Annotated in this window: 24 protein-coding genes and 1 pseudogene; 13 read left to right on the plus strand and 12 right to left on the minus strand. The window is 45.2% G+C overall.

Annotated features, from left to right (window positions below; translation table 11 throughout):
* The 5 genes from ACGE0T_RS00620 (at position 1) to sufD (ending at position 4,790) form a co-directional block, all read left to right on the plus strand.
* Positions 1 to 492: a CvpA family protein gene (locus tag ACGE0T_RS00620; protein ID WP_459188640.1), complete on the plus strand. Its 492-nt coding sequence runs from the start codon at positions 1 to 3 to the stop codon at positions 490 to 492.
* Between the two features lie 33 nt (positions 493 to 525).
* The gene (sufB, locus tag ACGE0T_RS00625) at positions 526 to 1,971 is read left to right on the plus strand and encodes a Fe-S cluster assembly protein SufB (RefSeq protein ID WP_459188641.1); all 1,446 of its coding nucleotides are present in this window, start codon (positions 526 to 528) and stop codon (positions 1,969 to 1,971) included.
* Positions 1,972 to 2,167: 196 nt separating this feature from the next.
* The gene (gene sufC / locus ACGE0T_RS00630) at positions 2,168 to 2,920 is read left to right on the plus strand and encodes a Fe-S cluster assembly ATPase SufC (RefSeq protein ID WP_459188642.1); all 753 of its coding nucleotides are present in this window, start codon (positions 2,168 to 2,170) and stop codon (positions 2,918 to 2,920) included.
* A gap of 82 nt (positions 2,921 to 3,002) precedes the next feature.
* A complete protein-coding gene (locus ACGE0T_RS00635; RefSeq protein WP_459188643.1) occupies positions 3,003 to 3,443 on the plus strand; it encodes a GxxExxY protein in 441 nt (146 codons plus the stop codon).
* A 3-nt stretch (positions 3,444 to 3,446) separates the two neighbouring features.
* Positions 3,447 to 4,790 carry a Fe-S cluster assembly protein SufD gene (gene sufD, locus ACGE0T_RS00640; RefSeq protein ID WP_459188644.1) on the plus strand — a complete coding sequence of 448 codons (1,344 nt, stop codon included), beginning with the start codon at positions 3,447 to 3,449 and terminating at the stop codon, positions 4,788 to 4,790.
* A 157-nt stretch (positions 4,791 to 4,947) separates the two neighbouring features.
* Here sufD and ACGE0T_RS00645 read toward each other — a convergent pair.
* The 7 genes and pseudogenes from ACGE0T_RS00645 to ACGE0T_RS00675 form a co-directional block, all read right to left on the minus strand.
* Positions 4,948 to 6,786, minus strand: a pseudogene (locus tag ACGE0T_RS00645) (glycoside hydrolase family 13 protein).
* Between the two features lie 62 nt (positions 6,787 to 6,848).
* Positions 6,849 to 9,110 carry an ATP-binding cassette domain-containing protein gene (locus ACGE0T_RS00650; protein ID WP_459188645.1) on the minus strand — a complete coding sequence of 754 codons (2,262 nt, stop codon included), beginning with the start codon at positions 9,108 to 9,110 and terminating at the stop codon, positions 6,849 to 6,851.
* A gap of 114 nt (positions 9,111 to 9,224) precedes the next feature.
* Complete coding sequence (locus ACGE0T_RS00655; RefSeq protein WP_459188646.1) at positions 9,225 to 9,395, minus strand: hypothetical protein; 171 nt, start codon at positions 9,393 to 9,395, stop codon at positions 9,225 to 9,227.
* The gene (locus ACGE0T_RS00660) at positions 9,388 to 9,963 is read right to left on the minus strand and encodes a zeta toxin family protein (RefSeq protein ID WP_459188647.1); all 576 of its coding nucleotides are present in this window, start codon (positions 9,961 to 9,963) and stop codon (positions 9,388 to 9,390) included. Before ACGE0T_RS00660 ends, ACGE0T_RS00655 begins: the two co-directional genes overlap by 8 nt.
* 162 nt (positions 9,964 to 10,125) lie before the next feature.
* Positions 10,126 to 11,253 carry a radical SAM family heme chaperone HemW gene (gene hemW, locus ACGE0T_RS00665; RefSeq protein WP_459188648.1) on the minus strand — a complete coding sequence of 376 codons (1,128 nt, stop codon included), beginning with the start codon at positions 11,251 to 11,253 and terminating at the stop codon, positions 10,126 to 10,128.
* 175 nt (positions 11,254 to 11,428) lie between these two features.
* Complete coding sequence (locus ACGE0T_RS00670) at positions 11,429 to 11,815, minus strand: RNA recognition motif domain-containing protein (RefSeq protein WP_459188649.1); 387 nt, start codon at positions 11,813 to 11,815, stop codon at positions 11,429 to 11,431.
* Positions 11,816 to 11,835: 20 nt separating this feature from the next.
* Entirely contained in the window at positions 11,836 to 12,279 is a 444-nt protein-coding gene (locus tag ACGE0T_RS00675) for a cold-shock protein (protein ID WP_459188650.1), read from the minus strand.
* A 327-nt stretch (positions 12,280 to 12,606) separates the two neighbouring features.
* On the opposite strand from ACGE0T_RS00675, the gene ACGE0T_RS00680 reads away from it, so the two are divergent.
* The 3 genes from ACGE0T_RS00680 to ACGE0T_RS00690 are packed head-to-tail and all read left to right on the plus strand — an operon-like array spanning position 12,607 to position 14,867.
* Positions 12,607 to 13,821: an aminotransferase class V-fold PLP-dependent enzyme gene (locus tag ACGE0T_RS00680; protein ID WP_459188651.1), complete on the plus strand. Its 1,215-nt coding sequence runs from the start codon at positions 12,607 to 12,609 to the stop codon at positions 13,819 to 13,821.
* 24 nt (positions 13,822 to 13,845) lie between these two features.
* Positions 13,846 to 14,247: a VanZ family protein gene (locus ACGE0T_RS00685; protein ID WP_459188652.1), complete on the plus strand. Its 402-nt coding sequence runs from the start codon at positions 13,846 to 13,848 to the stop codon at positions 14,245 to 14,247.
* A gap of 20 nt (positions 14,248 to 14,267) precedes the next feature.
* On the plus strand, positions 14,268 to 14,867 hold the full coding sequence (locus tag ACGE0T_RS00690; protein WP_459188653.1) for a ribonuclease HII: 600 nt from the start codon (positions 14,268 to 14,270) through the stop codon (positions 14,865 to 14,867).
* Between the two features lie 243 nt (positions 14,868 to 15,110).
* Here the strand turns inward: ACGE0T_RS00690 and nagB are convergent, their stop codons facing one another.
* From nagB to ACGE0T_RS00715, 5 genes are all read right to left on the minus strand, one after another.
* Complete coding sequence (gene nagB / locus ACGE0T_RS00695) at positions 15,111 to 15,923, minus strand: glucosamine-6-phosphate deaminase (protein ID WP_459188654.1); 813 nt, start codon at positions 15,921 to 15,923, stop codon at positions 15,111 to 15,113.
* Positions 15,924 to 15,995: 72 nt separating this feature from the next.
* Positions 15,996 to 17,192: an FprA family A-type flavoprotein gene (locus ACGE0T_RS00700; protein WP_459188655.1), complete on the minus strand. Its 1,197-nt coding sequence runs from the start codon at positions 17,190 to 17,192 to the stop codon at positions 15,996 to 15,998.
* A 91-nt stretch (positions 17,193 to 17,283) separates the two neighbouring features.
* Entirely contained in the window at positions 17,284 to 18,111 is an 828-nt protein-coding gene (gene lgt, locus ACGE0T_RS00705) for a prolipoprotein diacylglyceryl transferase (protein WP_459188656.1), read from the minus strand.
* Positions 18,112 to 18,203: 92 nt separating this feature from the next.
* Positions 18,204 to 19,100, minus strand: a complete 897-nt coding sequence (locus tag ACGE0T_RS00710) for a diaminopimelate dehydrogenase (protein ID WP_459188657.1) — start codon at positions 19,098 to 19,100, stop codon at positions 18,204 to 18,206.
* A 167-nt stretch (positions 19,101 to 19,267) separates the two neighbouring features.
* Positions 19,268 to 20,071 (minus strand): S24 family peptidase, encoded by an 804-nt coding sequence (locus tag ACGE0T_RS00715; RefSeq protein WP_459188658.1) that lies wholly within the window; start codon positions 20,069 to 20,071, stop codon positions 19,268 to 19,270.
* 187 nt (positions 20,072 to 20,258) lie between these two features.
* On the opposite strand from ACGE0T_RS00715, the gene ACGE0T_RS00720 reads away from it, so the two are divergent.
* The 5 genes from ACGE0T_RS00720 (at position 20,259) to ACGE0T_RS00740 (ending at position 22,330) form a co-directional block, all read left to right on the plus strand.
* Positions 20,259 to 20,453: a hypothetical protein gene (locus ACGE0T_RS00720; protein ID WP_459188659.1), complete on the plus strand. Its 195-nt coding sequence runs from the start codon at positions 20,259 to 20,261 to the stop codon at positions 20,451 to 20,453.
* Between the two features lie 58 nt (positions 20,454 to 20,511).
* The gene (locus ACGE0T_RS00725) at positions 20,512 to 20,727 is read left to right on the plus strand and encodes a hypothetical protein (RefSeq protein ID WP_459188660.1); all 216 of its coding nucleotides are present in this window, start codon (positions 20,512 to 20,514) and stop codon (positions 20,725 to 20,727) included.
* A gap of 360 nt (positions 20,728 to 21,087) precedes the next feature.
* Positions 21,088 to 21,588: a hypothetical protein gene (locus ACGE0T_RS00730; RefSeq protein WP_459188661.1), complete on the plus strand. Its 501-nt coding sequence runs from the start codon at positions 21,088 to 21,090 to the stop codon at positions 21,586 to 21,588.
* 5 nt (positions 21,589 to 21,593) lie between these two features.
* Entirely contained in the window at positions 21,594 to 22,079 is a 486-nt protein-coding gene (locus tag ACGE0T_RS00735; protein WP_459188662.1) for a hypothetical protein, read from the plus strand.
* Entirely contained in the window at positions 22,022 to 22,330 is a 309-nt protein-coding gene (locus tag ACGE0T_RS00740; protein WP_459188663.1) for a hypothetical protein, read from the plus strand. Before ACGE0T_RS00735 ends, ACGE0T_RS00740 begins: the two co-directional genes overlap by 58 nt.
* The last annotated feature ends 10 nt before the right edge of the window (positions 22,331 to 22,340 follow it).

The following is a 22,340-nucleotide window of genomic DNA, read 5'->3' on the forward strand; positions in this document are numbered from 1 at the left end:
ATGAACTGGTTAGACATTATATTCGTATGTCTGGCAGGGATAGGATTTGTGAAAGGCCTGTTTGATGGAGTCATCAAACAGGTTGTTTCGCTTATAGCCCTCTTGGTTGGTATCTTTTTCTGTGCAAAAGCTGCGGCATGGCTGCGGGGATATATTGTTGCATTGGGGTGGTTTCCGGAAGAAGGGGTAACTATCCTCAGTTATGTGGCAGGTTTCCTGTTGATAGTCGGTGTCCTGCTGCTGGCAGGCGAGATAGTCAGCCGGGTAGTCGGAGCCACGCCGCTCAGTATATTGAACCATCTGGCAGGAGGGTTGTTCGGGGTCTGCATGATGTTGCTGTTTATCAGTCTGGCATTGAATGCCGTCGAGTTGATAGACCGCGGTTCGGTACTTATACCCCGTCAGATAAAAGTAGAATCCCGCCTCTATCACCCGATAGAGAAAATCATTCCAACCATTTATCCGAACAATTTGTTTACAGAAGAGAAATAGCGTCGAAAAAGAAATACACTATAAATTAAATATATGCAGGAATCAAACGACATACTAAATGAGGTAACGACCAGCGACTACAAGTATGGCTTCGTTACCGATATTGATACGGAGGTAATCCACCGTGGTTTGGATGAAGAGACTGTCCGTATTATTTCTGCCAAGAAGAACGAGCCGGAATGGTTGCTCGAATTTCGTCTCAAGGCGTTCCGCCACTGGCTGACATTGGAGATGCCGACCTGGCCCCATCTGAATATTCCCCCGATAGATTATCAGGATATAATTTACTATGCCGCCCCGAAGAAAAAAGAAGGCCCGAAAAGCCTCGACGAGGTAGACCCCGAATTGATGAAGACGTTCGACAAGCTGGGAATCCCCTTGCACGAGCGTGCCCAGTTGAGCGGGATGGCAGTCGATGCCGTGATGGACAGCGTGTCCGTGAAGACCACCTTCAAGGAAACACTGGCGGAGAAGGGCATCATCTTCTGCTCTTTCAGTGAGGCAGTACAGCATCATCCTGATTTGGTGCAGCAATATCTGGGTAGCGTAGTAAGCTACCGCGATAACTTCTTTGCTGCGCTCAACTCGGCTGTATTCTCGGACGGTTCTTTCGTGTACATACCGAAGGGCGTGCGTTGCCCGATGGAATTGTCCACCTATTTCCGTATCAATGCGGCTAATACCGGACAGTTCGAACGTACCCTGATTGTGGCCGACGACGAGGCATATGTCAGCTACCTGGAAGGATGCACCGCTCCGATGCGTGATGAAAACCAGCTTCATGCCGCCATTGTGGAAATCGTGGCCAAGGAACGTGCCGAAGTGAAATATTCCACCGTCCAGAACTGGTATCCTGGCGATAAGGATGGCAAAGGCGGTATCTACAACTTCGTAACCAAACGCGGTCTGTGCAAGGGCGAGGGCAGTAAAATTTCCTGGACGCAGGTGGAAACCGGTTCCGCCATCACCTGGAAATATCCGAGCTGTATCCTTGCCGGTGATAACTCGGTGGGCGAGTTCTACTCCGTCGCCGTTACCAACAACTACCAGCAGGCGGATACGGGAACCAAGATGATTCACCTCGGGAAGAATACGCGCAGTACCATCGTATCGAAAGGTATATCCGCCGGTCACAGCCAGAACAGTTACCGCGGTCTGGTGAAGGTGTCGCCCCGTGCCGAGGGTGCCCGCAACCATAGCCAGTGCGATAGTCTGCTGCTTAGTTCCACCAGCGGGGCGCATACGTTCCCCTATGCCGATATCCAGAATGAAACGGCTGTTGTGGAGCACGAAGCAACGACCAGCAAGATTAGCGAAGAGCAGTTGTTCTACTGCCAACAGCGCGGTATCTCGGTCGAAGAAGCCGTGGGGCTGATTGTAAACGGTTATGCCCGCGAGGTGATGAACAAGCTCCCGATGGAGTTTGCCGTCGAAGCGCAGAAGCTGCTGACCATCTCCCTGGAGGGAAGCGTAGGATAAGACAGTACTGGTGAAGCAGTGCAGCATTGTTATGCTGCATGGCGCAGCAGACGAATGCTGGATAGTGCAGTATAGCAATGCTGCACAGTCGATACAGGACTGTTGACAGCAGGGCATCAACGCTGTATGGCTCCATACCTCCCGGGCGGGGAGAAACAGTGAATAACGAGAAGTATAACAAGCAATAACAATAGAGATGTTAGAGATAAAGAACTTACATGCCAACGTGAATGGCAAAGAGATATTGAAAGGCATCGACCTTTCCGTGAAGGCGGGCGAGGTACATGCCATCATGGGACCGAACGGTTCCGGGAAAAGTACGCTGAGCAGCGTGCTGGTAGGTAATCCGACTTTCGAAGTGACGGAAGGTGAAGTTATTTTCAACGGCAAAAACCTGCTGGAACTCGAACCGGAAGACCGTAGCCGCGAAGGTATCTTCCTGAGTTTCCAGTATCCGGTGGAGATTCCGGGGGTCAGCATGGTGAACTTCATGCGTGCGGCCCTGAACGAACATCGCAAATACAAAGGCCTGGAGCCTGTATCGGCTACCGACTTCCTGAAACTGATGCGCGAAAAGCGGGCCATCGTCGAACTGGACAACAAGCTGGCAAGCCGCAGCGTAAACGAAGGCTTCTCCGGTGGAGAAAAGAAACGCAACGAGATTTTCCAGATGGCGATGCTCGAACCGAAACTGGCTATCCTGGATGAAACGGACAGCGGACTGGACATCGACGCCCTCCGCATCGTAGCCAACGGTGTAAACCAACTGCGCACGCCGGAGAATGCAGCCATCGTCATCACCCACTACCAGCGTCTGCTGGATTACATCAAGCCGGATGTAGTGCACGTCCTCTACAAAGGCCGCATCGTAAAAACCGCCGGCCCGGAACTCGCCCTCGAACTCGAAGAAAAGGGCTATGACTGGATTAAGAAGGAGATGGGTGATTAAGAAATAAAGATAATAAGCAGACGCAGAGTTTATTGTTTGACGCGGATGATGCGGAAAACGCGGATTTTAAAGAATATGGATTATGTTGCATGAACAGGAGACAAGGGATATACTGAATGCTTTTTATGAAGTCTATAATGAATTGGGTTATGGATTTCTGGAGCAGGTATATCAGAATGCTTTCTATAAAGAATTACAGAAGCGGGAGATTCCTTGTGTTCCGCAACAGCCTATCAATGTCTACTACAAGGGGCAGCTTGTAGGACATTATATTACAGATATAGTTGTTGACGATACGATTATATTAGAATTGAAGGCTGTAAGTGCTCTTAAAGAAGAGCATGAATTACAATTGGTTAATTATCTGAAAGCAACAAGTATGGAGGTTGGTCTTTTGCTTAACTTCGGGAAAAAACCGGAGTTCAGGCGCAAGATATTCTCGGAAGAATACCGTGAGTCTTTAAAATCCGCGTTTTCCGCGTCATCCGCGTCAAATACTAATTCCGCGTCAAATAATGAGTAGCATATGAAAGCAGAACAACAATATATCGATCTCTTTGCGCAGTGTGAGGACTTGATTTGCCGCCATGCTGCGGGGGTGATGAATGCTCCGAGGGCAGAGGCTTTTGCCGACTTTGAGCGGGTGGGATTCCCTTCGGTGAAGAGTGAAGATTATAAGTATACCGACGTGGCACAGTCGTTTGCGCCGGACTACGGTTTGAATATTAACCGCCTATCCATTCCGGTGAATCCTTACGATGTGTTCCGCTGTGACGTACCGAACCTCAGTACTTCGCTCTATTTTGTGGTGAACGATACATTCTACGACAAGATGTTGCCGAAAGCCCATCTTCCCGAAGGCGTGTATGCCGGCGGGTTGAACGCTTTTGCCGAGCAGTATCCCGAGATAGCCGCCCGCTATTATGCCAAGGCAGCCTCTTCGAAACATGACGGCATTATCGCCCTGAATACGATGCTGGCACAGGACGGCTTCGTGCTCTATGTGCCGAAAGGCGTTGTGGTGGAGCGTCCGGTTCAGTTGGTCAATATTTTCCGCAGCGATGTGGATACGATGGCAAACCGCCGCATCCTTGTCATCATGGAAGCACAATCCAATGCCAAGCTGCTGGTTTGCGACCATAGCATAGACGATGTGAAGTTCCTTGCCACCCAGGTGGTGGAAGTGTTTGCCGGCGAAGGCGCCTACTTCGATTATTACGACCTGGAGGAAAGCAGCGATTCTACCACCCGTTTCTCTTCCGTCCATGTGAAACAGGAGGCAGGCAGTAATGTGCTGGTAAACGGTATCACCCTGAATAACGGGCTTACCCGCAACAACTATTATGTCGAACTGAACGGCGAACAGGCGGAAGCGACCCTCTGCGGAATGTCTATCCTCGATAAGGAACAGCAGGTGGACAGCTATAGCCATATCACCCATGCCGCACCCTACTGTACCAGCAACGAACTGTTTAAGAATGTCCTCGACGACCAGGCCGTAGGTGCATTCAGCGGACGTATCCTGGTGAAGGAAGGCGCACAGAAAACGGCCGCTTACCAGACCAACCGCAACCTCTGTGCAACCCGCGAAGCCCGCATGTACAGCAAACCCCAGTTGGAAATCTATGCCGATGATGTGAAATGCTCGCATGGCATGACTACGGGACAGTTGGACGAAAATGCCCTGTTCTATATGCAGAGCCGTGGTATTCCCCGCGACGAGGCACGTATGTTGCTGAGTGTTGCGTTTACTTCCGATGTAATCGACTATGTGCGGATGGATGCGTTGAAAGACCGCCTGCATAAGTTGGTGGAGAAGCGTTTCCGCGGCGAGTTGGCACGTTGTGCCGGATGCCGGATTTGTAAGTAAGTATCTAAGCAAAAGATATTACCGAACGCAGACGACGCAGAATACGCAGACAAACGCAGATAATAATTAAAATAAATTAGTCTGCGTAAATCTGCGTATTCTGCGTCGTCTGCGTTCAGTAATGTGATGAAACTCGCCTGTTGTTTTTTGTATGCGGCTATAGTTCGAGTATCAGGATGTCTTTCGGCAGGAGTTCGACGGGCTGTGTCAGATGAACCGTCTTTCCTGTGATAATATCCCTGCCTTTCTTCTTCCTGTGCAGGATTTCCGCATAGCGGTCTAACGGGAGGCTGACTTCCCGGCTGCTTCCGTTCATCATAATCACTACGCTTTTCCTGTTGAGGCGGCGTTCGTATACATATACACTTTGGTTTACCATGAAGTGCTTCATTTTGCCTCTGGCTATGATGTCATTCCCTTTCCGCTATTTCAACAGCTTCTGCATAAAGTTCCATGCTTCATTCTGTATATCGGTGCGTCCGGAGGCTTCAAACAGGTTCTTTTCGTCTTCGGCCCAGCCTCCGGGGAAGTCGCGGCGGATGTAGCCGTCGCCGTTTTCTTTGCTGCCGTTCATCAGTAATTCCTGCCCGTAGTAAAGCTGGGGGATACCCGGAATGGTCAGCAGGAAGGTGATGGCTTGCTTGAAGGCATCCAGATTCTCCGGCATGCCCGGCAGGAAGCGGTCCGTATCGTGGTTCTCGAGGAAACGCAGCACGTTGTAAATATCCGGATAGACAAAGTCGTAGCATAAATGTTCGAATAAAGTATGTAGCCCGCCGGCCCAGGTCGTTTCTTCGTGGAACGCTTTGCTGGTAATATTCAGCAGGCGGAAATCCATGACCGATTTGAGATGGGTGTTTTTCCCTTTATTCAACCGGCTGCCTCTTTGCCAGAAGGCGGAACCGATGGTGTGGTTCATCCACGCTTCCCCTACGATATTGAAGTCGGGGTATTCGTTCATTACTTCCATGCACCATTCCCGCATCATGTCTGCATCGGCATAGGGATAGGTATCTTGCCGGATGCCGTTGATGCCCGCATATTCAATCCACCAGATAGAGTTCTGGATGAGGTAGCGGGCAACGTGCGGATTCTTCTGGTTCAGGTCGGGCATAGACTGGACAAACCAACCGTCGGTCATTGTTTCGAGGTCGTACTTCGAGGCGTAGGGGTCGAAGAAGACTTCCTTGTCGTGGTTCGTCTGGACGTAGTGGTCCGGATTATTGAACCAGTCGTGACAGGGGATTTCCTGTACCCAGGGATGCGAACTGCCGCAATGGTTGAACACCATATCCATGATTACCCGCAATCCTTTCCGGTGGGCTTTCTTTATCAGACGGAGATAGTCATCGTTCGTTCCGAAGCGGGCGTCCACCTTGTAGAAGTCGGTGATGGCGTATCCGTGATAAGAATGGCCTTCCATATCGTTCTCCAGAACGGGGGTGAGCCAGAGGGCTGTAACGCCTAAGTCCTCGATATAATCCAAATGGTTTTCTATACCTGCCAGGTCGCCCCCGTGGCGTGCTCCCGGGTCTTCCCGGTCTACTTTATAGGGCATCCGCATGGGGATGACATTATTTCCCGGATTTCCTTTGGCGAAGCGGTCGGGCATAATCAGGTAGATAACGTCCGATGAATCGAAGCCTTTCACGGCGGAAGCGTTCTTTTTGCGTTTTTTCAGTTCATAGGGGTAAGAAATAGAAACTTCCCTTCTCCTGAAAGTGATATTGAAGTTGCCCGGTTTGGCCCCGGCAAGGTCGAGGTAGAGCAGGAGATAGTTCGGATTGTCCAAAGTTACGGTACGGGTAATGCGGATACCCGGATAGTCAATCTCCGGGCTGTAGCTGGAGATGTTCGTCCCGTAAACCATCAGTTGCAATTCCGGGTTCTTCATTCCACTCCACCAGAAAGCAGGCTCAATCTGTATAGTCTCTGCTGTTGCGGAGCTTTTGGAGAATAAAGCTAAGAGTATGCTTAGATATAGATTTCGGTTCATCTTGTTCGTTTTTTTATTCACATCTGGCGTTAAATGTAGTAAGATATTTGGTATAACTGCTATCAGGGCGGAGGTAATTCCTGTTTCAGATAGCTTGCTGTGACTGATTTCTTGCAATCCAGCATATCGGATGGCGTGCCGGCGAATAGCAGTTGCCCGCCTCTTTCGCCTCCTCCGGGACCCAGTTCGATGACGTAGTCGGCTGCTTTCAAGACGTCGAGGTTATGCTCAATCAGGAAAATGGTATTTCCCTGCTCCACCATAGAGTCGAACAGGTTGATGATGTGGCGGATGTCTTTCACATGTAGTCCGTCTGTCGGCTCGTCCAGAATAAACAGGCTGCCCTTGTTGTTGAGGTAAGAGGCCAGTTTTACCCGTTGCAACTCTCCGCCCGAAAGGGTTGAAAGCGCCTGGTTCAGATGCAGGTAGCCGAGTCCTACCAGCATAAGGGGACGCAGCTTTTCTTCGATAACCGTACCAGCAAAACGAAGGGAGGCTTTCCGGACGGTCAGGTCCATGACTTCTGCGATGTTCAATCCTTCTACCGTGTATTGCAAGGCTTCCGGGGAGTATCTGAGTCCGCCGCAGGCTTCGCATACCATTTCGATGGCATCCATAAAAGCCATGTCGGATACGATAACCCCTTTCCCGCCACAGACGGGGCATCCCCCTTTGCCGTTGAAGGTAAACAGGTTGAGGTTTACTTTATTCTGTTTGGCAAACAACTTGCGTATGTCGTCGGCAACGCCCAGATAAGTAGCCGGGGTGGAACGCAGGCTGATGCCTATATTCTTCTGGCTGATGTAGATTACTTCTTCCGGATACGTGTTCCGGAAACATTCCATCAATGAGCTTTTACCGGAACCGGCTACCCCTGCAATAACGGTGAGGATGCCTAAGGGGAAGCGGACGGTGAGGTCTTTTAGGTTGTGTTCGCCGGCATGTTCCAATGTGTACCAACCGGAAGGGGTGTGGACAGACTTTTTTAGCGGGGATTTCTCGGTTATCATCTGTCCTGTCAGTGTTTGGCTTTCCAGGAGTCCGGCGTAGGTGCCTTCGTACAGGATTTGTCCGCCGTCCATTCCCGAGCCGGGGCCCATATCTACGATGTGGTCGGCTATTTGTATCATTTCTTTGTGATGCTCGACCAGCAGGACGGTATTGCCGTGGTCGCGCAGTTTGCGGACGGAGGCTTTCAGCAGGTGTATGTCGTGGCTGTGCAGTCCTACGCTGGGTTCGTCCAGTACATACAGCATATCCGATAGGGAGGAGTTGATGTATTTGGCTATTTTGCAGCGTTGGGCTTCTCCGCCGGAGAGGGTTCCCATATTGCGTTCGAGTGTCAGATAGCCCAGCCCTATTTCTTCCAAGGCGGACAAGCGCCCGGCGATTGCCTGTTTCAGGTCTGCCGAGAGTGGGTCGTGGATGTTTTCCAGCCATTGCAGGATATCGGGGATAGACATCCGGGTTACCTCTGCTATGTTTTTGCCTCCGATACGGCAGGAGAGTACGGTGGGGTTGAGCCGTGCGCCGTTGCAATCCGGACAAGTGCCCATTGTAACCATGGGTTCCAGCAGCTTTTGATGCAGTTTGCCTTCTTCAGAGTTGATGATGCTTCGGTACATGCGTGTTACCAGTCCTTCGTATTTGGCTGTTTTGGGCCATCCGGCAGGCGGGTTCTTTAAACGGATTTGCGGGGAATAGAGGAATAAGTCCAGTTCCTCTTTGCTATAATCCTTGATTTTCTTGTCCAGGTCGAACAGGCCGCTATTGGCATATCGTATCCATCTCCATTCCCCGGGCTGGAAAGCAACGTAATGGATAACGTCTTCTTCGTTCAGTGATTTGTTGAAATCGACCAGCTTGTGGACATCCAACTCCCGGACTTCTCCTAATCCGTCGCACCGTGTACACCGTCCCTGCGGATGGTTGAATGAGAACGTATCCGAGTAACCGACAAACGGTTTTCCCACCCGCGAAAACAGCAAGCGCAGCAGTGAGTAAATATCCGTGTAAGTCCCAACCGTGGAGCGTGCATTCGGTGCAGGCTTGCGCTGGTCTATTACAATGGCTACCGGCAGATGCTCTATCTTATCTACATGCGGACGTCCGTATTTGGGCAAGTATTGTTGTACGAAACTGGGAAATGTTTCATTGAGTTCGCGCCGTGAACTGGCTGCTATCGTATCTAATACCAAAGAAGATTTCCCGGAACCGGATACTCCCGTGAATATGGAAATCTGCTTTTTAGGTATTTTCAGGGAGATATGCTTTAGGTTGTTCTCGTAGGCGCCGGTGATATGGATGTAGTTTTGTTCTGACATGAGGATTGTTTTAGTTGACAGTTGACAAGTGACAGTTGACAATTAAAATACAGCTTGAAATGCAAAAAGGCGGACAATCCGTGGACCGTCCGCCTTTTCTTATATTTTTTATAGTTAGAATAAACCTTTGTCTAAATCAGCAGCTTTTACACGGAAAATGTTTCCATTGCGTGAAAAAACCAGCTCACCGTTTTCTTTCTTTTTTTCGTTTACTAAACGTTGAAAAGCAATACTGGCACCTTTAACTATATTCTCTTCAAATTCTCTTATTTCTTGTTCACTCATGTTGTTCAAGTTTACAGTAAATATCCGGATTATATATCTCTTTTTTGTCGCTCTTGAATCCTTTGGCTATAACAGCCATCGGAGACATCGAGTTGTCCGTAATCATCCAATAATCACTAATAGGGAGATATAGTTCAAAGAGGTTATGTATACCCGCTTCATAACGACGGCGGATAGTACTTTCCGGAATATTATGCCCTCCGGCTGCAACTCTCATTTTAACTCGTTCCACTGCCAGGTCCGGCGTATTCAGCCAGAAATAGAGCAATGTAACATAATAACCTTCCCTTTGTGCTTCTCTTATCAAGTTCGCCACTGAACGAGTGGCCAGCGTGGTTTCCATTGCAAAAGTCTCACCAGCAGCGATGAGTTCTTTAATGCGCTTATACATAATTCGGCTTGCTTCTATGGCGACCGCGATGTTATCAGCATTAAAAGGGGAAAGCCCCTTGGCAATCTCGTCGGAATTAACAAATTCTTTACATTTCAACATTTCCGGTAGAATAGTAAAAGAAGCTGTAGTTTTTCCTGCCCCGTTGCATCCTGATATTATGTATAAATATGGCACCTTTTGCTGTTTTTGATGGGGCAAATATAGAGAATAGTTTTTTATGTTGGTTATTTTTCTTCTCAAAAATCGTGAAAATGTGCAATTTTGAGGTGTTTTAACTACTTATTTGCTAAAAAATTAGCTTTTAGCCTTCATTATTAACGATTCGGACGAATATACTTATATGTATAATAAGTCGCTCATGATGCCATCGGAAATGAAAATACCTTTCCGGGAAAGCGTTAATATGTTGTCCTTTTGCTCCAGTAGCCCTTGTTCCTGGTAGGGCTTTGCCTGTTTGAGGCAATAATCCAACATCTTGTCTCCAAACAAATGCCGGATGTCGTCTGTTTTGATGCCCCACATTGTACGCAGTCCGGTGATGATGAAGTCGTTATAGCGGGTTCTTTTGTCCAGTTTTTCTTTTTCTATTTCAGGTTTCCCATCCGAAATACCTTTCAGATAAAGAGGGAGCGAAGAGATGTTCCATTCCCGTTCCACTCCATTGAAAGAATGGGCGGAAGGTCCCAGTCCCAGATACTTTTTGCCGGTCCAGTAAGAGCTGTTGTGCATAGAAAAATAGCCGGGGCGTGCGAAATTGGATATTTCATAATGCTGGTATCCGGCTGCTGTCAGCCTGTCTATTAATGTGGAGAATAAAGAAACACTCAGTTCTTCATCGGCTTGCTGTACTTTTCCTGCCTGCATCAGTTTGTGAAGTGCTGTACCTTCTTCATAAATCAGATGGTAAGCGGATATATGGGGAATATCGAGGCGGATGACTTTTTCAAGGTTGGATTCCCATTCACCGAGTGTCTGACCGGGTAATCCGTATATCAGGTCGATACTTATATTATGTAGCCCGTTTTCTTTGCAAAGTTCAACGGCACGTAATGCCTGCTCTTTAGTATGGCGACGGTTCAGGAAGCGGAGGTCTTCTGCCTTAAAACTTTGTACCCCCATACTGACCCGGTTGAATGGTAGTGTCCGGAGTTCTTTTACGTATTGGGGCGTCATGTCATCCGGATTGGCTTCGAGAGTAATTTCTTTGCATGAATTGATGTCGAACAGTTGTCCGATAGCGTCGAAAATACGTTTGAAATCTGAGGAGTGTAGTTGGGAGGGGGTTCCTCCTCCGAAATAGATCGTTTCTAATGGCTCTCCGTTTATGTAATCGTGGCGTAGCTCCATTTCCCTGATAATTGCATTTATGTACGGTTCTTTATACTTCATTTCCGTATTCGAGAAGAAGTCGCAGTATAAACACCGTTTGGCGCAAAAAGGTATATGTATGTATAAACCAGCCATTGTATTATCCGAATAAGCGGGTTGCTATTTTTTGTTTGTCATGCAAAGGTAAAGATAAAAAACGAAAAGAGATAATGCCCAAGGTGAAGTTGCCGGAAATGAAAAGGCTGCCGGACTTGGAGTTAACTCCGTAAGTCCTGGCAGCCTTTTTTATTTTTTGACACCCAAAGGGAGATTAATATCTTCCGCGGTTGTATCCTCCGTTATCTCCACGGTCGCGATTGTAGCCACCGCCTCCGCCGCGGTTACCGCCACCACGGTAGCCACCGCCACCGCCATAACCGCCACCGCCGTTGTTAAAGCCTCTTGATGGTCTTTCTGTTTTGGGGCGTGCTACGGTTACGTTTATTGTTTTACCTTCAAATTCTGTTTCATGCAGTTCGTCGATTGCTTTCTGCCCTTCGCTATCGTTAGGCATTTCCACAAAACCGAATCCACGTGAACGTCCTGTTTCACGGTCGGTTATGATTTTAACCGAATCAACTTCGCCATATTGTGAGAATAATTCTTGTAAGCCGTCCGCGCTTGTGCCCCAGCTTAAATTTGAAACATAAATGTTCATTTTTTTGTTTGTTAAAATTGTTATTTAATGAGTGAAATCCGTACAGCGTTCATACCCCGCATGCCACGTTCTATTTCGAATGTTACTTTATCACCTTCGGCTATTCCGTCAAAAGCCATGGAAGCATGGAAAAAATATTTTTCATTATTTTCTGCATCTTTTATAAAACCATAGCCTTTAGATGTATTAAAAAATTCTACACGCCCGTTCAAGGGCAGAATTTCTTCTGTCTCTGTCTTTTTAGGGACAGATATCGCTATTGTTGAGGCATCAATTTCTTCTTTAGGCGCAATGTCCTGAGGAGTGGAATGAATAACCCCGTTTTCGTCGACATAAGCAAGCATTTCTTCAAAACTACGGCTTCCGCTGACGGAACGTTCTTCTTTTCGTTTCTGCTTGTCTTGTCTTTTTTGCTGTTTAATCTTTTCTCTGTCTCTTTTTCCTGTTGTAATTCTTTTTGTCATTTTAAATTAATATAATATATATCGCAGGCATACGTACAATCTGTATGTCTGCAATTTGTTTTGTTTTGAACAAAAGAGCTGATTATGATTCAATTTGGGGATGGTGTGGTCCGCAATAATAAAGCGGAATCAAGCATGCTCAAGAAGATTTCAGAATAACCCTGATTGTTTTTGTACAAACATACGGATAAAATTTTGTAAATCCATTCATTCTATGTTTTTTTGAGATATAGAAACTTAATACATTATATTTTCGCTCTTATTCACAATAAAAAGACGTTCAAACATCGTATCTTTGACACCGTGATAAAACAAAAAGATATGGTTATGTTTAATGTTGAGTCCATACGGAAAGATTTTCCTATTTTGGAACATAAGATATACGATAAGCCTCTTATTTATTTTGATAACGGAGCGACTACCCAGAAACCCCGTTGTGTGGTAGAAAAGATAGAAGACGGTTATTATAATGTAAATGCCAATATCCACCGCGGAGTTCATTTCCTGAGCCAGGCAGCTACAGAGGCTCATGAAGAAGCAAGGCGTACCGTGCAGCATTTTTTGAATGCCCGTTCATCCAACGAAATAATTTTTACACGTGGTACTACGGAAGCGATTAACCTGGTTGCTTCTTCTTTTACCGACGAGTGCATGTCGGCAGGTGATGAAGTAATAGTATCCGTTATGGAACATCATTCCAATATCGTTCCCTGGCAGATACAGGCTGCCCGCAAAGGTATTACCCTGAAAGTCATCCCGATGAATGAAAAGGGTGAGCTTTGTATGGATACCTACCGCAACCTTTTCTCTGAGCGTACGCGTCTGGTTTCGGTTACGCATGTTTCCAATGTATTGGGAACCGTCAATCCGGTAAAGGAAATGATAGAAGAAGCTCATCTGCATGATGTTCCGGTTTTGATAGACGGTGCACAGTCCGTACCTCATATGAAAGTGGATGTACAGGACCTGGATGCAGAGTTTTATGTCTTCTCTGGTCATAAAATATATGGGCCTACTGGTATCGGCGTTCTGTATGGCAAAGAAGAATGGCTGGATAAACTACCCCCATACCAGGGTGGCGGCGAAATGATTGCCACAGTTTCTTTCGACAAGACCGTATTTAATGAGCTTCCATTTAAATTTGAAGCGGGAACCCCCGACTATATAGGAAGTACAGCCCTGGCAGAAGCACTTCGCTATGTGGAACGGGTAGGCATAAACAATATTGCTGCCTATGAAGAAGAATTGCTTCATTATGCAACTGATAAACTGAAAGCGATAGAAGGAATGCGCATTTTCGGTCAGGCAGCTCACAAAAGCGGAGTTCTGTCATTCCTTGTAGGAAATATTCACCATTATGACATGGGAATGTTGCTGGACCGTCTGGGAATAGCAGTCCGTACCGGTCATCACTGTGCCCAACCGTTGATGCATGCTTTGGGAATAGAGGGTACTGTCCGTGCCTCTTTCTCTTTCTATAATACGAAAGAAGAGATAGACGTTTTCGCAGCAGGAGTAGAGCGTGTCCGGAAAATGTTTTAAAAATAAACCTTTGAAAAAGTTTTTATGTGGTATTATCTGAAGAAGTATCCGATATCATTAACGATTATTGCAATTGTTATTTATTTATCCTTTTTTAAACCACCGTCATTGGATGTCGGGAAGATTCCGAATCTGGACAAGTTGGTACATATATGTATGTATGGAGGAGTATCGGGAATGCTATGGATTGAGTTTCTGTTGAACCATCGCCGCTATGAAGATGTATTATGGCATGCTTGGATTGGGGCGGTACTTTGCCCGATAGCCATGAGTGGCATCATTGAAATCCTTCAGGAATATTGTACGACTTACCGGGGTGGGGACTGGTTCGATTTCCTTGCCAATACAATCGGGGTGACATTGGCTACGCTGGTTGCTTATTTTATCATCCGCCCGTGGATGATAAAGAAAAAAACAAACGAATAATTCAATAACAAAAACTCCTTATGTTACTTCCTTTTTTAGAAGCAAACCGTATAGAAGCCGGTTGCGATGAGGCCGGGCGGGGATGCCTTGCCGGTTCGGTGTATGCTGCGGCGGTTATCCTGCCTCCCGATTTTCAGAATGAGGACCTGAACGACAGCAAGCAGTTGAGTGAGAAAAAGCGTTATGCGCTTCGTCCTATTATCGAGCGGGAGGCAATTGCATGGGCGGTAGGAGTGGTAACCCCGGAAGAGATAGACAAAATAAATATACTGAAGGCTTCTTTCCTTGCAATGCACCGGGCGATAGAGCAATTGAAGGTGAAACCCGAGCATCTGTTGATAGATGGAAACCGTTTTACTCCTTATCCGGATATTTCGCATACCACTGTCGTGAAAGGAGATGGTAAATATTTGAGTATTGCCGCCGCTTCTATCTTGGCAAAGACCTATCGCGATGATTATATGAATGCTTTGGCCGAAGAATATCCTGCTTATCATTGGAATGAAAATAAGGGATATCCCACAAAAGCCCACCGGGAGGCTATCCGGGACAACGGAATCACTCCTTATCACCGTAAGACTTTCACCTTGCTTCCTGAACAATTGGAATTGAATTTTTAATACATTCTATTATTCGTTTCCATCGGGCATTTGCGAGGCTTTTTATTAAAGCACCTGTTGCGGGAAGTCGAACAGTACTGTTGCAGTACCCGCAACAACATTATTGCGAGTGTCGCAACAGGGGTATTGCGAATACCTTAACAGTACTGCTTGCATGAGAAAACAAAAAAGACCAAGTTCAGCCGAACCCAGTCCTTTTTTATCTATATGGCGGATTGTCCGCCCTTTATGTCCTGTGAAATATTATTTCAGTAAAGTGCAGGGACAAAGATTATCTTTTTCAATATCTTTGAAATAGTTATAAGTACCCACCTTTATCTCGGCACAAGCAGCTTCATCGGCTACGATGATACCTTTCGGGTGCAATTGCAATGCAGTGATTGTCCACATCTGGTTTACTGCACCTTCTACTACCTGCTGTAAAGCGCGGGCCTTATTGTGACCGTTTACCATAATCAGTACTTCTTTTGCATCCAGTACGGTACCTACACCAACTGTTACGGAAGTCTTTGGCACTTTGTTTACATCATTATCAAAGAAACGTGAGTTTGCAATGATCGTATCTGTAGTCAATGTTTTTACACGTGTACGTGAAGACAGGGAAGAGCCCGGTTCGTTGAATGCGATATGTCCGTCTGGGCCGATACCTCCGAGGAATAGATCGACGCCGCCTACAGCTTTCATTTTAGCTTCGTAAGCATTACATTCAGCTTCCAGGTCAGGAGCGTTACCGTTCAGGATATTTACGTTTTCCGGTTTGATGTCGATATGGCTGAAGAAATTGTTCCACATGAAAGAGTGGTAACTTTCAGGATGGTCTTTCGGCAATCCTACATATTCGTCCATATTAAAAGTGATGATATGCTGGAAGGAGATAACTCCTTGTTTATTCAATTCAATCAGGTTTTTGTACATTCCCAGGGGTGAAGAACCGGTAGGCAAGCCCAGTACAAATGGTTTTTCTGCTGTCGGATTCGCTTTTTTAATCTTTGCAGCCACATAATTGGCAGCCCATTTGGAAAGCTGCTCGTAATTAGGTTCAATAATAAGTCTCATAACGTGTTTTTTTTATAGGAGATTGAAAGCTGCCATACGGCGGCCGGCAATCTCCAGCGTTTATAAATAAGATTATCTTTTGCTTTTCAATTGTTCTGCCATAGCGAGACCCAGTTCACGGCAAGCGTAATATTTATCCGCTTTCAGCCCTTGTTTCTGTTCAACAGGCACACCTACGGTTTCCCATTTCATCTTTTCGCCGAATGCGGCCAGACGTTTTACGGCGGCACCCGCCCAGGTAAATGAACCGAAATAACCGTACAGGCGGTTTTTCACTTCACGCATTTCTATTTTGCTTAAGATTGCTTCCACTTCGGGGAAAAGGCTGTTGCTATAAGTCGGGCTGCCTACTATCAAAGCGTTATATTTGAATACATCCTTTAATATATAAGAAGCCGGGGTCTTGCTGACGTTGTGCATAACGATGTTTTTGATACCGCCTTCAGACAGGGCAGAGGCTATCGCTTCCGCCATCTGTTCGGTATTTCCATACATGCTGCCATAAAGAATAACCACGCCTTCTTCTCCTTCATAACGGCTCAGCCGGTCGTAAATATCTATAGCTTTAGCAATGTGTTCGCGCCAGACAGGACCATGTGTGGAACAAATGGTTTGAATGTCCAGTGCCGACAATTTTTGAAGGGCACGCTGTACCGGATTTCCATATTTACCGACAATATTGGAATAGTAGCGAATCATTTCTTCCCAGAAATGTTCGGTGTTCATATCGGTGTCGATAATTCCGCCATCCAATGTTCCGTATGTACCGAAAGCATCGGCAGAGAAAAGTATTTTATCTGTAGCATCATATGTCACCATAACCTCCGGCCAGTGTACCATCGGCGCCATATAGAAAGCCAATTGATGGTGCCCGATGTTCAGAGTATCCCCTTCTTTCACTTCATGCAATCCGGTAGTGATGCCATGATAACCATCCAGCATTCCGAATGTCTGCTTGTTGCCGATAATCTGTACGTCGGGATATTGCTGGCGCAACAGGCGGATGCTTCCGGCATGGTCCGGTTCCATATGGTTCACGATTAAGTAATCGAGCGTCCGTCCGTCCAGGGCATCTGCTATTTTTTTTAGGAAAATATCAGAATAACAAACGTCTACGGTATCGACGAGAACTGTTTTTTCATCAACAATCAGATAGGAGTTATATGATACGCCGTAAGGAAGCGGCCACATGTTTTCGAACAACGCTTTTTGGCGGTCGTTTACCCCTACATAATAAATTTTATCTGCGATTTCTTTTAACTTGTACATCTTTATTCAGTTGATAGTTGGCAGTTGGCAAGGGGCAGTTGCAAAGAATATTTGAGAGTCTAAACTGTGCTTGCCGGCTGTCAACTAAAAATTAAATTAGTTTACTTTTTTTTCTTAATGCTCTCCAGACGAAATAACAACCCATAAGCACGAACGGAATACTGAGCCATTGTCCCATATTCAGCATCATATCTGCTTCAAACTCTTCCTGATTGTTTTTCAGGAATTCGATGAAAAAGCGTGAACCGAATATGCAAATCATAAATACTCCGAATATTAACCCCTCTTTTTTCCATGCCTCTTTTTTGAAATAGAGCCACATACAAAGCGCGAATGTAGCAAGGTAGCAGCCTGCTTCATAGAGTTGTGTCGGATGGCTCGGGACTGTGAATATGGGTTCTGCTCCCTGTCTCCAGGCGTGCAGGTTTTCTATAAAACGGAATCCCCAAGGCTTATCGGTCGGATGACCGTATATCTCATGGTTCATCAGGTTTCCTAAGCGTATCATTGCGGCAACGAGTCCGGTAGGTACTACCAGTTTGTCGAACGCCCATAGCATGCTGCGGTGGCTGACACGTTTGGAATAGAAATAAATGGCGATGATGATACCCAGTGTACCTCCATGGCTGGCAAGCCCGCCTTCCCAAACCTTTAAGATTTCTACAGGATGGGCTAAATAATAACCGGGGTCATAAAAAAGGACATGCCCTAACCGGGCACCAACTACTGTTCCTATAATTGTATACAATAACAAGGAATCAATCCAGGCAGGATTCAGTTTTTCCTTTTTCCACATCTTTTCCACTATCATGTAACCGATAGCAAAACCGATGGCAAAAGCCAATCCGTACCAACGTATTTCACGCGAGCCGATAGTGAAAATAGCGGGATCGGCTGTCCAGGTAATAAAATCAAGCATATTCTTTTAAGTTGACAGTTGACAGTTGACAGTTGACAGTTAAAAATACAGTTCGAAAACTGTCAACTGTCCCTTGTCAACTGTCAGCTAAATTATACGAGTCTGCGTATCAGGCTTTCTTTCTCTCCGTAAAGCATGTCGATAACCGGTAGTTCGATCATTGTATAAGCTCCAGGCTGTTGTTTGAAGCTTGCGCGGGCAACGGAAACGAGGATTTGTGCAGTCAATGCCGGGTTGTTTATCTTCATGTCGAACTCAACCAGCTGATTCTGAGTTTTTCCAGAAACGCCTTTGCGTACAAGATTTACACCGTGTCCCATATCCAACAGGTTGTCTACACATTCCACCTGCATAACGTGTGTTTCATCGTGTGCGAAATAATCGTCAGCCTTGATAGCTGCTGCTACCTGTTTGAAATCGTAACCGTCTTTTACTTCGATATAGACCATCCGGCGATGAACGCCTGTGCCTAAAGGTATTGTCATGGACAAAGCTGCTTTTACGCCTTCGATAGCTTTAACGGCAACGGTGTGTCCCATACTCATGCCCGGGCCGAAGTTTGTATATGTGATACCTTTCGGAACCATCGCTTCCAACAGGGCACGAACTACAGAGTCGCTTCCCGGGTCCCATCCGGCAGAGATTACAGCTACTGTGTTGTGAGCTTTGGCAACTGCATCCAGCGATTTGCGCAAATCTACAATACCTCCGTGAATATCGAAGCTATCCACTGTGTTGATGCCTAAAGCCAAAATCTCTTTAGCAAAAGTCTCAACGCTGCGGGTAGGAGTAGCCAGTACAGCTACATCTACATTTTCCAGTTTAGTGATATGATCTGTTACGGTATGAGCTTTTAATTCGTCCGGGATATCGTTCGGGTTACGACGTACAACACCGGCTACTTCAAAATCGGGAGCGGCTTCCAAAGCCTCCAATACATACTTTCCAATATTGCCATATCCAACAATGGCAGCTCTAATCTTTTTCATACTTTAGTTTTAACTTTTTCTCAATCGCAAAAGTAGTTATAATTAAGTGATTGACAAGGTGGGTAGGTGTTGTTTTTGCTTAAAAAGAAGACGATACTATACTTTTATTAAGATAAAATAGACCGTCTTCGTACTGTTGATTCGTAAAATATGGCTATTGTGATTCGTTATTTCGGATTTATAGCTTTTCTGAATTGTTGGAACTGGGCTGATAAATCCTCCAAGCGGTCTTCCAGCTCAGCTTGTTTACGATAATATGTATCTTGAATATTAGGAATTTTTGCAGTGAAGTACCATTCGGCAAACCATATTGTGTTTATCTCTTCTTCATATAAGTTGAAATTGGAATAGTTTTGCTTATCCGCATTATCAGACATACATACAATAAATCCATGTTGCCGGAATCTGTTTTTCAGCCGTTTTACATAGGATCTTCCTTCTGAATCACTGACTACATACACGTAATTATCACGTATGCTTTCCCATTCGGAACGTTCCAGTTTATATATAATCAAGTACCCGCCATCCAGAATGGAAGGAGTCATGCTTTGCCCTTTGATACGGACACATAGATATTCACGCCCGTTTTTTGCCATGGTCTGAGGTAAGGAAATACATTCTACTTCCTCTATGAAGTCTGCATTATAATATCCGGCTCCTGCAGCAACAGAAATGTCTACAATTGGGATATGTATACATTCTGTTTCTTTTTCAGTGTGATTAAACTGGATGGGAGCCGGGTATATAGATTGCCCTTTTAGCATGGAACCGCGCCCGGCAAGTAACCAGGCTTCAGAGTATTGGGGATAATTTTCAACAATGGCTTGCAGCCACTTGCTTTGTATATCTGTTCCATTATGGATGGCACGAGACAAAACTCCTTTACTTGCTCCGATTGTTTTTTCAAACGCAGTGATTTTTATCCCCTCATTTATAGCTATCTTCTCTATTCTCTGTAAAATCGTGTCCATAATGTTGAAAATTATTTTCTATTACATTTGTTTTGTTGAAAATTATAAACTAATATTGCATCGTGCTTTTGTTGAAATAATGCCCTAAAGGTAGAAAATTTTATCCAAACTCTCCTGTTTAAAGATATTATATGTGATGAAGAAACAATTTTAATGAATAGCGGCATACCGCATAATATAGAAAGATATGGTCAAGATTAAGCAAGAAAAGAAAATTCCAACCCCAAAAGAGCGGGCAGAAATGGTACGGTTAGAAAAAGAAAGTGACAGAATTTTAGGATTATTGTCCGGTAATCCGACAAATAAAGGATTAATAGACGAACTTAACCGGATCGATATAGCTTATATCCGTTTGTCAGGCGAACTATCGATGGACTATTAGCTGTATGCTAAATATGTTCATACCAAATTTTGATGGATTCAATAACCACTGTCAGCTTATGTCTTATAATAGTAAAAATAGATTATTACGAATAATCGAAATACAGAATCTTGTGTTGGAACGTAAACGGAAAGGCATTACCCAGTTGCATGTTTACGAGACGGAGATATACCCCCGTTATTTCATCTCTTATGCAACTTTCAACCGTTATTTAGCTTATCCTGCCAAACAGGAATTGAGAAACATGGAAAAGAAAAAGGTTTGTGAAGGATAAATCTTTTATCATGTATACTTGTATAGTAATGTAGTCTTTAGTTTCTGATATTAGAATTTGTGGAAAATCAAGTCCTTGTATTTTTGTATATTTAAAAAGGGAAGCTTAAAAAAATAGGCTTCCCTTTGTTTTTGTGTATTGGTTTCCAGCGTTTGTTTTCCATAGCTGATAATAAAAATTATCATGTTTCAAACTTTGTTTTGAGCGAGTCCTTTATGACCTTTTCTTTGCTTCTGTAATCGGTTACAAACAAAATCCGGAGCCACTCCGGAGTCTGTGTAAATAGCATTACAAGCTGTGGAGCAGATATGTGGCAACAATAATAATTCAACATTTTATTAATTAAAAAAACAAACAGAAATGGCAAAATTTATTTTAGGTGCAAAATTAGTAAAACATGGTACACCGACAGCAGACGGAGGAATGGCAACAACATTAGATAAACAACTTCAACCATATCAGGAAACTGTGACTTTTGAAGATGAAGAGGGCGAAGTTGTAAAGCATTATCTGCAAGGATCACGTTATCCTTTCCTTACAATCTATAATGCGGCAGGAACTACCTTGAAATTCTCCGTGCCGATGGATAATGACAATCTGAAAGAGTGGATGGGGGGAGAAATTGTAAATGGCCAGTGGAAGGCTCCGCGTGGTAATTACCAGACAACCCGCAGTTTGCTTTTAAATACTGAATTCGACATTCCTATACGTATTCCGAAGGCAACCTGTTATGGTGTACGGAAGTTTGGAGCTAAAGCTACTGATATGTCTTTGATAGAAATCACTGCTATAGTAGAATTGCCCGATAAAGCGGATGAAGCTCCGATGCTAATAGGTGAAGTAGAAAATCCGGAAGCTTAAGGAATATGGAAAAGCGGTTAACTGAACAGCAAAAAACAGAGATTGAACTTAAAACAATCGATACCTTGCTGGATCAGGGCGTGCAGGTAACATTACCTGCACCCCGCTGTCTCCGGATATTTGGAAAACGTGCTATCCGTTTTCTTGTAAAGCGTCCTGACAGTGAAACCCTGTTCCGCATTTCCGGTCTGTATCTCCATATGCAACGTATGGCAACAACATTGGAACCCGGCAATATCAATGAGGCGCATCGTATGATTTATGAATGTATGATTCCTTCCAGTCGTATTGTTGCTTATGGGATACTTCCTTATTGCACGCCTTTAGGTATTCGTAATCGTTTGTTGGCATGGTTTCTGAGACGAAATTTAGATACACGCCAAATGACGGAATTATGGGTAATGTTGGCAAGTCTTTCGGGGGCTCATGATTTTTGCAACTATATCAGGTCAATATCAGCTCTGAGGATAACGAAGCCGAAGACGACCTGAGCCATGGTGAAAAGGGAGTTAAGGGGCACGTCGAAGGCTCCCATAGCCCTTTCGGACTCATCTATCAGATTGCTAAAGATACGGGTTGGAGTATGGAATATATAAAAAAAATTCCTTATCCGACATTGGTAATGATGCTTGCAGATGCTCCCAGATATGTAAGTAGTAGTGAAGACAAACCTGTTAGAATTACATCAAAAGAACAATTGTTTGGGATGTTTGGCAGGAAGGGAGAACATGTTCATCGTTGATAGCAGTGTG

It is taken from the genome of Parabacteroides sp. APC149_11_2_Y6 (assembly GCF_054506995.1).

Coding starts and splice junctions, on each gene's coding strand:
- ACGE0T_RS00690 (WP_459188653.1), top strand. CDS start 14,268: ATGTTACTTCCTTTTTTAGAAGCAAACCGTATAGAAGCCGGTTGCGAT.
- ACGE0T_RS00670 (WP_459188649.1), bottom strand. CDS start 11,815: ATGAACATTTATGTTTCAAATTTAAGCTGGGGCACAAGCGCGGACGGC.
- ACGE0T_RS00655 (WP_459188646.1), bottom strand. CDS start 9,395: ATGAGTGAACAAGAAATAAGAGAATTTGAAGAGAATATAGTTAAAGGT.
- ACGE0T_RS00620 (WP_459188640.1), top strand. CDS start 1: ATGAACTGGTTAGACATTATATTCGTATGTCTGGCAGGGATAGGATTT.
- ACGE0T_RS00700 (WP_459188655.1), bottom strand. CDS start 17,192: ATGTACAAGTTAAAAGAAATCGCAGATAAAATTTATTATGTAGGGGTA.
- ACGE0T_RS00675 (WP_459188650.1), bottom strand. CDS start 12,279: ATGACAAAAAGAATTACAACAGGAAAAAGAGACAGAGAAAAGATTAAA.
- ACGE0T_RS00725 (WP_459188660.1), top strand. CDS start 20,512: ATGTCTTATAATAGTAAAAATAGATTATTACGAATAATCGAAATACAG.
- ACGE0T_RS00720 (WP_459188659.1), top strand. CDS start 20,259: ATGGTCAAGATTAAGCAAGAAAAGAAAATTCCAACCCCAAAAGAGCGG.
- ACGE0T_RS00685 (WP_459188652.1), top strand. CDS start 13,846: ATGTGGTATTATCTGAAGAAGTATCCGATATCATTAACGATTATTGCA.
- lgt (WP_459188656.1), bottom strand. CDS start 18,111: ATGCTTGATTTTATTACCTGGACAGCCGATCCCGCTATTTTCACTATC.
- sufB (WP_459188641.1), top strand. CDS start 526: ATGCAGGAATCAAACGACATACTAAATGAGGTAACGACCAGCGACTAC.
- ACGE0T_RS00650 (WP_459188645.1), bottom strand. CDS start 9,110: ATGTCAGAACAAAACTACATCCATATCACCGGCGCCTACGAGAACAAC.
- sufD (WP_459188644.1), top strand. CDS start 3,447: ATGAAAGCAGAACAACAATATATCGATCTCTTTGCGCAGTGTGAGGAC.
- nagB (WP_459188654.1), bottom strand. CDS start 15,923: ATGAGACTTATTATTGAACCTAATTACGAGCAGCTTTCCAAATGGGCT.
- ACGE0T_RS00730 (WP_459188661.1), top strand. CDS start 21,088: ATGGCAAAATTTATTTTAGGTGCAAAATTAGTAAAACATGGTACACCG.
- ACGE0T_RS00635 (WP_459188643.1), top strand. CDS start 3,003: ATGTTGCATGAACAGGAGACAAGGGATATACTGAATGCTTTTTATGAA.
- ACGE0T_RS00680 (WP_459188651.1), top strand. CDS start 12,607: ATGTTTAATGTTGAGTCCATACGGAAAGATTTTCCTATTTTGGAACAT.
- hemW (WP_459188648.1), bottom strand. CDS start 11,253: ATGGCTGGTTTATACATACATATACCTTTTTGCGCCAAACGGTGTTTA.
- sufC (WP_459188642.1), top strand. CDS start 2,168: ATGTTAGAGATAAAGAACTTACATGCCAACGTGAATGGCAAAGAGATA.
- ACGE0T_RS00715 (WP_459188658.1), bottom strand. CDS start 20,071: ATGGACACGATTTTACAGAGAATAGAGAAGATAGCTATAAATGAGGGG.
- ACGE0T_RS00710 (WP_459188657.1), bottom strand. CDS start 19,100: ATGAAAAAGATTAGAGCTGCCATTGTTGGATATGGCAATATTGGAAAG.
- ACGE0T_RS00735 (WP_459188662.1), top strand. CDS start 21,594: ATGGAAAAGCGGTTAACTGAACAGCAAAAAACAGAGATTGAACTTAAA.